Genomic DNA, 10,000 nt, shown 5'->3' on the forward strand with positions numbered 1-10,000 from the left:
CAGCAGTTGCTGCAATCTTCGATGTCGTCCTGATCATCACCGCTGATATCCAGAGTGATATGAGTGGGATGGCCACAGAAAGGGCAAAGAATAGTTTTATGCAATAAGTCCATAGATCCTCCGTTAGCCTTAACCACTCCAGGCTCTGGCGACTCATTATCTGCGGGTCCTTTCGATTGAAAACTCCTTCTAGGTCTTAGTGTAGGCCTTAATGTGTTATCAGGCGAAAAATTAGCTGGCTTTCTACTGCTTCCTGCGTGGTTGTTGCCGATAAAGTGTCACTGCTGTTATGATGCAGCCGCTTTTTGTTAAAAGCCGCCTCAACTACGTGTTGTGCTGCTTTGTTCTACCGCTCGTAAGGTTGAACCGCAAATTGCATTCCATTAATTTAATTTGAATCAACATGTGACCCTTGGTACGGGCCACCACTGTGAGGACTTAGCATGCCAGTTATCACTTTACCTGACGGTAGTCAGCGTTCATTTGACGCCCCTTTATCTGTATTAGACGTTGCCAAAGACATAGGCCCAGGTCTGGCGAAAGCCACCATAGCCGGCAAAATCAATGGTCAATTGGTGGATGCCTGCGAGCTGATCACTGAAGACGCTTCATTAAGTATCGTCACTGCCAAAGATCAGGAAGGCCTGGAAATTATCCGCCACTCCTGTGCTCACTTATTAGGTCATGCCATTAAGCAGTTATGGCCAAACACCAAAATGGCGATTGGTCCTGTCATCGACAACGGCTTTTATTACGACGTTGATTTAGACCGTCCAATCAGCAGCGATGATTTAGCGCAACTTGAAGAGCGCATGCTGCAACTGGCCAAAACCGAATATGACGTAGTGAAGAAAAAAGTAAGCTGGCAACAAGCTTACGACACCTTTGCTGCGCGTGGCGAAAGCTACAAAATGGAAATTCTCGATCAGAACGTTGCTAAAGACGATCAGCCGGGTTTATACCATCACGAAGAATACATCGACATGTGCCGTGGCCCACACGTGCCTAACATGCGCTTCTGTCAGCACTTTAAAATAATGAAAGTGGCGGGTGCCTACTGGCGCGGCGATGCAAAAAATAAAATGCTGCAGCGTATTTACGGCACGGCATGGGCGGATAAAAAGCAACTAGCCGCTTATTTACTGCAACTGGAAGAAGCGGAAAAGCGTGACCATCGTAAAATTGGTAAAGCTTTAGGTTTATTCCACTGGCAGGAAGAAGCGCCGGGTATGGTGTTCTGGCACAATGACGGCTGGACTATCTTCCGCGAGCTGGAAACTTTTGTCCGTGAAAAACTGGCGCAATACGATTACCAGGAAGTCAAAGGTCCATTTATGATGGACAAAGTACTGTGGGAACGTTCAGGTCACTGGGAAAAGTACTCTGACAATATGTTTGTTACCAGTTCTGAAAACCGTGACTACGCCATCAAGCCGATGAACTGTCCTGGCCATGTGCAAATCTTTAATCAGGGCCTGAAGTCGTACCGCGATTTACCACTGCGTATGGCTGAGTTTGGCTGCTGTCACCGGAACGAGCCATCAGGTGGTTTACACGGCCTGATGCGGGTGCGTGGTTTTACTCAGGACGACGCCCATATCTTCTGTACTGAAGATCAGGTTCAGGCTGAAGTATCGAACTGCATTAAAATGGTGTTTGACGTCTACAGCACTTTTGGTTTTAAAGATGTACAGGTGAAATTATCTACTCGTCCGGAAAAACGCATTGGTACGGACGAAATGTGGCACCGTGCCGAGCAGGGCTTAGCCGAAGCTTTGGATGCCAATGGCATAGCTTATGACCTGCAACCTGGTGAAGGTGCGTTTTATGGCCCTAAAATTGAGTTTACTTTACATGATTGCTTAGGCCGCGCCTGGCAATGTGGTACAGTGCAGCTCGATTTTGCGCTGCCGGGTCGTTTAGGTGCAAGTTTTGTTGCCGAAGGCAATGACAGACAAGTTCCTGTAATGATCCACCGCGCGATTTTAGGTTCGCTGGAACGTTTTATCGGTATTTTGATCGAAGAGTATGCAGGCTTCTTCCCAGCCTGGTTAGCCCCAACTCAGGTTGTAGTGATGAATATTACCGATAATCAGGCCGAATATGTGCAGGATTTAGTAAAAACTTTCAAATCTCATGGTATTAGAGCTATTTCTGACTTGAGAAATGAGAAGATAGGCTTTAAAATCCGCGAGCACACGCTACAGCGTGTTCCTTATTTAGTGGTGGTCGGTGACAAAGAAGTTGAAGCCGGCGATATCGCATTAAGAACACGGAAGGGCGAAGACCTTGGAAAAATGAGTGTAAACGACTTTATTGCGAAGTTGAGCACTGAAATTAAAAACCGGGTCTAATTATTTTCACTCTTGGAGGAACATACTATTAAAGTAGGAAAGAAAACTTTACCGGCGAACAGACCAAACCGTATTAACGAAGAGATCAACGTTAAAGAAGTACGTTTGTTAGGTCTGGAAGGTGAGCAATTAGGTGTAGTAAACACTTCAGAAGCTATTCGTTTAGCAGAAGAAGCAGGCGCTGACTTGGTAGAGATTAGCCCAACCGCTGAACCACCTGTTTGTAAGTTGATGGACTATGGTAAGTTCCTGTTTGAGAAAGGCAAAGCTGCTAAAGAGCAGAAGAAAAAGCAAAAACAGATCCAGATCAAGGAAATAAAATTCCGGCCTGGAACTGATGAAGGCGATTACCAGGTAAAACTACGCAACCTGCGTCGCTTCATTGAAGAGGGTGACAAAGCTAAAGTAACACTGCGTTATCGTGGTCGTGAAATGGCGCATCTGGACATCGGTATTGAGATGCTTAACCGGATTAAAGAAGATATGTCAGATATTGCTATCTGCGAATCTTTCCCAAGCCGTGTTGAGGGTCGTCAGATGATCATGATGCTGGCCCCAAATAAGAAGTAATAAGAGCTTTCAAGCATAAGATACGCCGCTTGAATAAAGCGGCGTTTTTTATCGCCTTATTATTCGTTGTAATCTAAACAATGCGAGTTATTTAACTATGCCAAAGATGAAAAACAACAAAGGTGCTGCAAAGCGCTTTAAGAAAACCGGCTCAGGCGGTTTTAAACGTAAGCAATCACATCTTCGCCACATTCTGACGAAGAAGTCTTCTAAGCGTAAGCGTCAGTTAGGTCCAAAAACGTTAGTTGCAAAAGTTGACGTTGCTGGTATCGCTCGTTGTCTGCCATACGCATAATTTAGGAGATTTCAAATGCCAAGAGTAAAACGTGGTGTGACAGCTCGCGCTCGTCACAAGAAGGTGTTAAACCAGGCTAAAGGTTACTACGGTGCCCGCAGTCGTGTTTATCGTGTCGCTTTCCAGGCAGTTATTAAAGCTGGCCAATACGCTTACCGCGACCGTCGTCAACGTAAACGTCAATTCCGTCAACTGTGGATCGCGCGTATCAACGCTGCATCTCGTCAGAACGGTTTATCTTACAGCCGCTTCATCGATGGTCTGAAAAGAGCATCTGTTGAAATCGACCGTAAGATCCTGGCTGATATCGCTGTATACGACAAAGGCGCATTTGCTGCTTTAGTCGCCAAGGCAAAAGAAGCTTTAGCTGCTTAATTCTTTGAGCAGAGTAAAAGGCCACCTTCGGGTGGCTTTTTTATACCTGAAATTTATGCCTCTGTTTTATCTTTTCTACCTTCTGTGATTTAACTCTCTGTTTTTACAATGTTATGCTGGAATCCATTGTATTCAGAGATGAACCTTAGCTATGTCTGCTGCTAGAGTTGCCGTTTTTACCCTGTTTGCCTTATTAGCTTTTGCCGGTAACTCGCTGCTGTGCCGGGCTGCATTGAGCCACACCGATATTGATCCTGTTAGTTTTACTGCGGTGCGGCTGATTTCAGGTGCTTTAGTACTTTGGTTGCTGATATCCATCAATGAGGACAGTCGAGCCGGTGAAGGCAATTGGTGGTCAGCTTTGGCTTTGTTTGTGTATGCCATCGCATTTTCAGTCTCTTACGTCAGTTTAAGTACAGCAGCTGGGGCCTTACTGCTATTTGGCGCAGTACAAGCCTGCATGATTGCTTATGGTTACTGGCGGGGCGAGCGTTTTACTTTGTTACAGAGTCTGGGTTTTATCTTTGCCTGTGCAGGTTTGGTTGGCTTGTTATTGCCGGGATTATCCGCACCTCCTGTGGGGGCTGGTTTGTTAATGATGCTTTCCGGTGTGGCCTGGGGAGTGTATTCATTGCGAGGGAAAAGTGGTGGCGACGCCCTGAAGGTTACCGCGGGTAACTTTGTGCGTACTGTGCCCATAGCGTTAATACTGGCTTTGTTGTGTTTTGACGGGCTTTCGTTTGATCTGAAGGGGGGTTGCTACGCGGTATTATCCGGAGCTCTGACATCAGGCCTTGGTTACGCGCTTTGGTATACTGCTTTGCCTTATTTAAAAGCCAGTACAGCAGCAACAGTACAACTCAGTGTGCCTCTGGTCGCCGCTGTGGGGGCTGTGCTGTTTTTGGCAGAGCCTTTCAGCGCGCGTCTGATTTTGGCTTCAATAGCGATTTTAGGAGGTATTGCTCTGGTCACCTTGACTGCTCGTCAGCGATAATGGCAGAACTTAAATCGCTACTTTTAATTTGGATTTGGTTGACCTGCCGGCATAAGGGGCACAAAAGGGCAGTTGGCGGGTAAAATCGGCAATAGATTGCACTTTACCGCGTTGTGGCCTTAAGGTTGACCAATAACGGGCGCCGCCTTTGGGATCTTTACTCCAGCGTGGCTGGCTGATCACTCCATCAGTTTGAACCCACTTGCTCATTATTTTCACACCACAACTTAAGTTCACTTTGGGGTCGTGCAAAGAATGCGGTTGTTTAATATCGCAGGCATAACGAGGCTGATTGGCGCTTTCGTGGGAAATTTGCAGCAAACCACGGCTTATGACCCGACGACCTTGAGCGTCTTTAAACTTTTCCTGATAAAAAGACTGAGGCTTAAAATTACTTTCAGGTTTGGCCATAGCAGAAAACAAAGCCACCCAAAACTGGCTGCGTTGCTGTTGGGCAAGACTTGCATAACGGGGGCAGAAGCTTTGCACATCGGCTGGTACCAGTTTTACCAGTGGAGACATTGCCACAGCTTGTTCCGTGATTCGTGTCCAACTGCCGTCCTTGTTTTTTTCTGACCATGCTGCGTAGTCTTTATTTGCATCAGGAGCCATGCTTCCTGCTAAAGCTGAAGTGGTTAACAGAAATAAACTGATAGCGACACTAAAATAAATCAGGTGTATGGGCATTTGTTATGGTTGTTCTTCCTGCTGAATGTTTCTGTATCGGCTCTATCCAGCCAAACTTCAGCCTCAGACTAGTGTTTTGTTCCGGTAGTCTCAAGCTTTTTTCTAAGGACAGAATCTGTTCGTTTGATTTCTGCCCAGTCCCATCACCTCTGAGCTGGCAGAGCGGCCAAAAACCAGATATGGTAGAGGCATTCAGGCATTTTGCAGGTGTAGTATGCCACACGAACATCCACATTCAGAACAGAAAACCCTTCAGCATGGCAACGGATGCAAACATGATGATGGAGGCCCTCATCACCATCACAGCGCGGAATTGCATGATGATGGACATTCTCATCATCATGGCCTTTTTGGTCACCATCATCATGGCACTGAATCTGGCAATATAGCCACTGCCTTTTGGTTGAACTTTAGTTTTACAATTATTGAATTTGTTGGCGGCTGGTTGACCAATAGCGTGGCTATTATGGCTGACGCTATGCACGATTTAGGCGATACACTGGCCATAGCTTTTGCCTGGTTTGCCGCCAAAGTGGCTGGGAAAGAAGCGACCCCCCGTTACAGTTATGGCTACAGACGCTGGTCTTTACTGAGTGCTTTGATTAACAGCGTGATTTTAGTGCTGGGGTCTTGCTGGATTTTATACGAAGCTATACCTCGGTTATGGGAGCCACAATTACCTCATGCGATGGGCATGATGGGACTTGCGGTTTTGGGTGTGCTGGTCAATGGTGCTGCGGTATTTAAACTGCGAGGCGGCAAAACCCAAAACGAACAGATTTTGACCTGGCATCTGCTGGAAGATGTTTTAGGTTGGGTTGCTGTGCTTGTCGGTTCTATCCTGATTTATTTCACCGACTGGGCCTGGTTAGATCCACTGTTAAGTATTGGTTTTACCTGCTTTATTCTGATCAACGTCTGGCGTAATTTACGCCGTACTCTGGCGCTGTTTTTACAAGTTAGCCCGGATCCAAAACTGGCCGCAAAAATAGAACACCAGCTACAAGACCTTGGGTTTGTGCAGGATGTACATCACCTGCATTTATGGTCATTGGATGGCGAAAAGCATGTGTTAACAGCGCATCTGGTATTGAAAGCTGAGACTGCAGCAGAGCAGTTAAAAGCGCATAAAGAACAGATCCGGCAACTGCTCCAGCCTTATCAGCTGGAACATACCACCATAGAGTTTGAATTTAATCAGGAAGTTTGCCGGGACCAGCATTGAGCAGGATCGAAAAGGGCGCAGATACTTTGCGCCCTTATGGTTTCGATAGACATCGGATTGGTTATTACAGCTGACCGTCCTGCAAGCTGATTTCATCCAAAGACAGCGAAAAGCTTGGGATGAAAATCTCAAGAAAATAGTTCACTTCAGGTAAAGCATAACCTTCTAACACGCTCTCCAGACGCTTTTTCGCCAGCACAAACTCATGATTGCCTGCCGACAGCTCTTCCAGAGTTTTTACATAAGCACAGAGTGTGTCCGCAGCCTTAACAAGCAACTTCTCATCAGCCGAATACTGCTCTGACAGCAGTAAAGACTGATAAAAAGGCTGTAATTTCTCTGGCAACATCGACAGCAGCTTTTGCTCTGCAATGCGTTCTATTTTTTTGTATTCCTGAGCAATCTGAGCGTTAAAGTACTTCACAGGAGTAGGTAAATCACCGGTCAGTACTTCGCTGGCGTCATGAAACAACGCCAATGTTGCAACCCGTTCAGGTTGGACTTCACCGGCAAATACCTCACGGCGAATAAGCGCCAGCATATGAGCAACCACAGCGACCTGATGGCTGTGTTCGGCCACGTTTTCGGTGTTGACATTACGCATCAGCGGCCATCTGTTGATCAGCTTCATCCGGAACAGGTGAGCGAAAAAATGGCTTGGCTCTTGATAAGCACTTTCTCGCTCTGCCTGTGAGTTGCCGCTTTTGTGATCAGTATCCATTATTGCTGATACCCAGGTAAAAACTGCGCTAAACGGCCAATAGCCATTTCCAGCTGTTCTTTGTGGGGTAAAAACACAATACGGAAATGATCAGGTTCAGGCCAGTTAAAGGCGCGGCCGTGTACCAACAGCACTTTATGTTGACGTAAAAAATCCAGCACCATCAACTCATCGTCTTTGATTTTAAATTTCTTTCGGTCCAGTTTAGGAAACAAATACATTGCTCCTTTAGGCCGTACGCAACTGATGCCATCAATGCTGGTGACAAGCTTATGGGCTAAGTCCATCTGATCATACAAACGTCCGCCAGGTACGATCAGCTCGTTAATGCTCTGATAACCGCCCAGGGCAGTTTGCACTGCATGCTGGCAAGGGACGTTAGCACAGAGGCGCATAGACGCAAGAATATTTAAACCTTCGACATAGTGTTTTGCCAGATGTTTGGCTCCGGACAATAAAATCCAGCCAACCCGAAAACCAGCGATACGGTAGTTCTTTGATAATCCACCAAAGGTAAGCATAAATAAGTCGTCGGTTAATGAAGCCGTGGTGACATGCTCCGCACCGTCGTACAAAATCTTGTCATAGATTTCGTCGCTTAACACTACCAGCTTATGCTCACGGGCTATGGCTAACAGATCCAGTAAAAAGGCTTTGGAATAGACTGCTCCAGTAGGATTGTTTGGATTGATCAGCACCAGAGCTTTGGTTTTCTTCGTGATTTTTGCGCGAATATCGGCCAAATCGGGAAACCAGTCTGATTGCTCATCACAGCGGTAATGCACAGCGTTGCCACCAGCCAAATTCACCGCGGCTGTCCAGAGCGGGTAATCAGGGGAGGGGATTAGTACCTCGTCGCCGTTATTCAAAAGCGCCTGCAATGACATAAGAATTAACTCAGATACGCCGTTGCCTATATATACGTCGTCTGCGTCAGCACCTAAAATTCCACGCTGTTGATAATACTGTGCCACTGCGACCCGGGCCGAATAAATACCCTGTGAGTCACTATAGCCTTGTGCCGTTGGCAAATTGTGGATTACGTGTTTTAAAATTTCATCCGGCGCTTCAAAGCCAAAAGGCGCGGGATTACCAATATTGAGCTTTAAAATACGCTGACCTTCTTCTTCCATCCGTTTGGCTTCGCGTGCCACAGGACCCCGAATGTCATAACAAACCCCATCTAATTTTGTCGAGCGCTCTATTGGTTTCATACCGCTACCCTTATGTCTCCGTCTATTGTCTTTATTGAAAATCTTTGCTTACACCTTTTTACACGCCTAGACGTCTTTTGCAAGTATGATTGCAAAAAAAAGCGGGAAAATCAGGAGCTTTATGAAAAGTCTGCGAACTATCCCTGTTGGCGCAGTGGTGGGCTGCGAAATTTTCCAATTTTTTGAACATACGGGTATCTATATAGGCGAAGGGCAAATTGTTGAGTTAGCAGGCTCAGGATTGGTTCGTTCGTTGTCTTTTCAACGCTTTTTAGCGGACAGATCCGGTGCAGACCTGATTTTCGCAACTAATCCATCGGGCGACATCATCGGTTCTGAAATTGCCGCGAACAGGGCTATTGCACAAATATATAGCTATCAGGATTACGACTTATTAAGCAACAACTGTCACCGCTTTACTTACGGCTGTATCAGCGGTGATTCTTTGCCTTTGACCAGTTTCTTTGATTTAAAGCAGGCGTTAGCAGCGTACTGGCGCTTTACTCCACATTGGATCCACAAAACGCCATAACTAAGTCCTCAATACCAGTTATTGATTGTCTCTGACTTCAATATCACCTACACCCACGTTGGCTTCCAATTCTTTTTTACCTTCACCATGTAACTGGCTTGAACTAGTGACCAGCACTTGATCTCGTTGGTATCGCCCTTTGCCACCTTTGATAGAAGTATCACCGACTCCTGCATCGAGTTTAATCGAGTCAAACAGGCTGGTGTCGACATCAATATCTATTTCACCAACACCTAAATCGACATTGATATCTGATGCCATATCATCAATTTCAACAGAGCCAACACCTAAATTTAATGAAACAGCCATATCTGCGGGCATTGCCACAGTCCAGTTTTGGGTAACGTCATCATCATCTTCCAGATCAACCTTCAACTTAAGGCTCGAACCATCCTCACGCAGACTGATTTCTGCATCTGATAAATCAGTGCTGCGGCCCAGCCAATCATCATCCGGCTCTAACTCAATCACTAAGCTGATATCAGAGCTTTTAGAGATTTTGATCTTTATCTCTCCGACAGGAACTTCCAGCACTAACTTTTTATAGCTTTTCGCATCTATAACTTTTTCCAACACTTTAATGTCATCCGCCATCGCAGTTGTTGCTGATAAAGCCAGTATCAAAGCTGGAATTAATTTTAATTGACGCATATTGTTCTCCTTTTTTCATTGTAAAAGCAGAGTATGCAGTTTTCCTGCCAATATATATAATCAATTAAAACATATAGTTACGCATTTTGTTCAAGGTGCCACTAATCTTTTAGGCCAATTTGTGGTCGAAACTACTACCAGATCTGGTTAGAATACGCGCCATTGTTATCCCATTCACCAAGTGAAGGGATCTGATAAAAGGCTAAATCAGGGTGTCGGATGAAAAAAACAGAACACATTTTTTGGTTGGTGTTATGGAGCCTGGTGCTATATGCCTTTGTTTACCCATGGCTGAAACCAGCTCCTGTTGAGGATATTGCTTCATTAGCTGAGTGGCAAATGCCATCCAAGTTGGCAGCTCTTGACGCCGCGGATCAGCGTA

The 10,000-nt window shown here is 45.8% G+C and carries 12 protein-coding genes; 7 read left to right on the top strand and 5 right to left on the bottom strand.

Annotated features, from left to right (window positions below; all coding sequences use genetic code 11):
* Window positions 1-113, bottom strand: a 113-nt coding sequence (locus LDL40_RS14365; protein ID WP_300996112.1) for a CPXCG motif-containing cysteine-rich protein, incomplete at its 3' end; no start/stop codon positions are given.
* A gap of 330 nt (window positions 114-443) precedes the next feature.
* Here LDL40_RS14365 and thrS point away from each other — a divergent pair.
* From thrS to LDL40_RS14390, 5 genes are all read left to right on the top strand, one after another.
* On the top strand, window positions 444-2,354 hold the full coding sequence (thrS, locus tag LDL40_RS14370) for a threonine--tRNA ligase (RefSeq protein WP_300996100.1): 1,911 nt from the start codon (window positions 444-446) through the stop codon (window positions 2,352-2,354).
* Between the two features lie 27 nt (window positions 2,355-2,381).
* Window positions 2,382-2,924, top strand: coding sequence for a translation initiation factor IF-3 (gene infC, locus LDL40_RS14375; RefSeq protein WP_367304335.1), 543 nt, complete (start codon window positions 2,382-2,384; stop codon window positions 2,922-2,924).
* Between the two features lie 97 nt (window positions 2,925-3,021).
* Complete coding sequence (gene rpmI / locus LDL40_RS14380; protein ID WP_082101848.1) at window positions 3,022-3,219, top strand: 50S ribosomal protein L35; 198 nt, start codon at window positions 3,022-3,024, stop codon at window positions 3,217-3,219.
* Between the two features lie 15 nt (window positions 3,220-3,234).
* Window positions 3,235-3,594, top strand: a complete 360-nt coding sequence (gene rplT / locus LDL40_RS14385; protein WP_046520188.1) for a 50S ribosomal protein L20 — start codon at window positions 3,235-3,237, stop codon at window positions 3,592-3,594.
* A 151-nt stretch (window positions 3,595-3,745) separates the two neighbouring features.
* Window positions 3,746-4,588 carry a DMT family transporter gene (locus tag LDL40_RS14390; protein ID WP_300996105.1) on the top strand — a complete coding sequence of 281 codons (843 nt, stop codon included), beginning with the start codon at window positions 3,746-3,748 and terminating at the stop codon, window positions 4,586-4,588.
* A 9-nt stretch (window positions 4,589-4,597) separates the two neighbouring features.
* Here the strand turns inward: LDL40_RS14390 and LDL40_RS14395 are convergent, their stop codons facing one another.
* Window positions 4,598-5,200 (bottom strand): transglycosylase SLT domain-containing protein, encoded by a 603-nt coding sequence (locus LDL40_RS14395; protein WP_300996106.1) that lies wholly within the window; start codon window positions 5,198-5,200, stop codon window positions 4,598-4,600.
* 289 nt (window positions 5,201-5,489) lie between these two features.
* Between LDL40_RS14395 and LDL40_RS14400 the strand changes: the two genes are divergently transcribed.
* On the top strand, window positions 5,490-6,500 hold the full coding sequence (locus LDL40_RS14400; protein ID WP_300996107.1) for a cation diffusion facilitator family transporter: 1,011 nt from the start codon (window positions 5,490-5,492) through the stop codon (window positions 6,498-6,500).
* 64 nt (window positions 6,501-6,564) lie between these two features.
* On the opposite strand, the gene yfbR is transcribed toward LDL40_RS14400, so the two are convergent.
* The gene (yfbR, locus tag LDL40_RS14405; protein ID WP_300996108.1) at window positions 6,565-7,221 is read right to left on the bottom strand and encodes a 5'-deoxynucleotidase; all 657 of its coding nucleotides are present in this window, start codon (window positions 7,219-7,221) and stop codon (window positions 6,565-6,567) included.
* A complete protein-coding gene (locus tag LDL40_RS14410; protein WP_300996109.1) occupies window positions 7,221-8,435 on the bottom strand; it encodes a pyridoxal phosphate-dependent aminotransferase in 1,215 nt (404 codons plus the stop codon). The genes yfbR and LDL40_RS14410 overlap by 1 nt, the downstream gene beginning before the upstream one ends.
* A gap of 121 nt (window positions 8,436-8,556) precedes the next feature.
* Between LDL40_RS14410 and LDL40_RS14415 the strand changes: the two genes are divergently transcribed.
* Entirely contained in the window at window positions 8,557-8,967 is a 411-nt protein-coding gene (locus LDL40_RS14415; RefSeq protein ID WP_300996110.1) for a hypothetical protein, read from the top strand.
* Window positions 8,968-8,985: 18 nt separating this feature from the next.
* Here LDL40_RS14415 and LDL40_RS14420 read toward each other — a convergent pair whose 3' ends face one another.
* A complete protein-coding gene (locus LDL40_RS14420; protein WP_300996111.1) occupies window positions 8,986-9,618 on the bottom strand; it encodes a hypothetical protein in 633 nt (210 codons plus the stop codon).
* Between the last annotated feature and the right edge of the window lie 382 nt (window positions 9,619-10,000).

The organism is Rheinheimera sp., assembly GCF_020217005.1.
Lineage (GTDB): Bacteria > Pseudomonadota > Gammaproteobacteria > Enterobacterales > Alteromonadaceae > Pararheinheimera.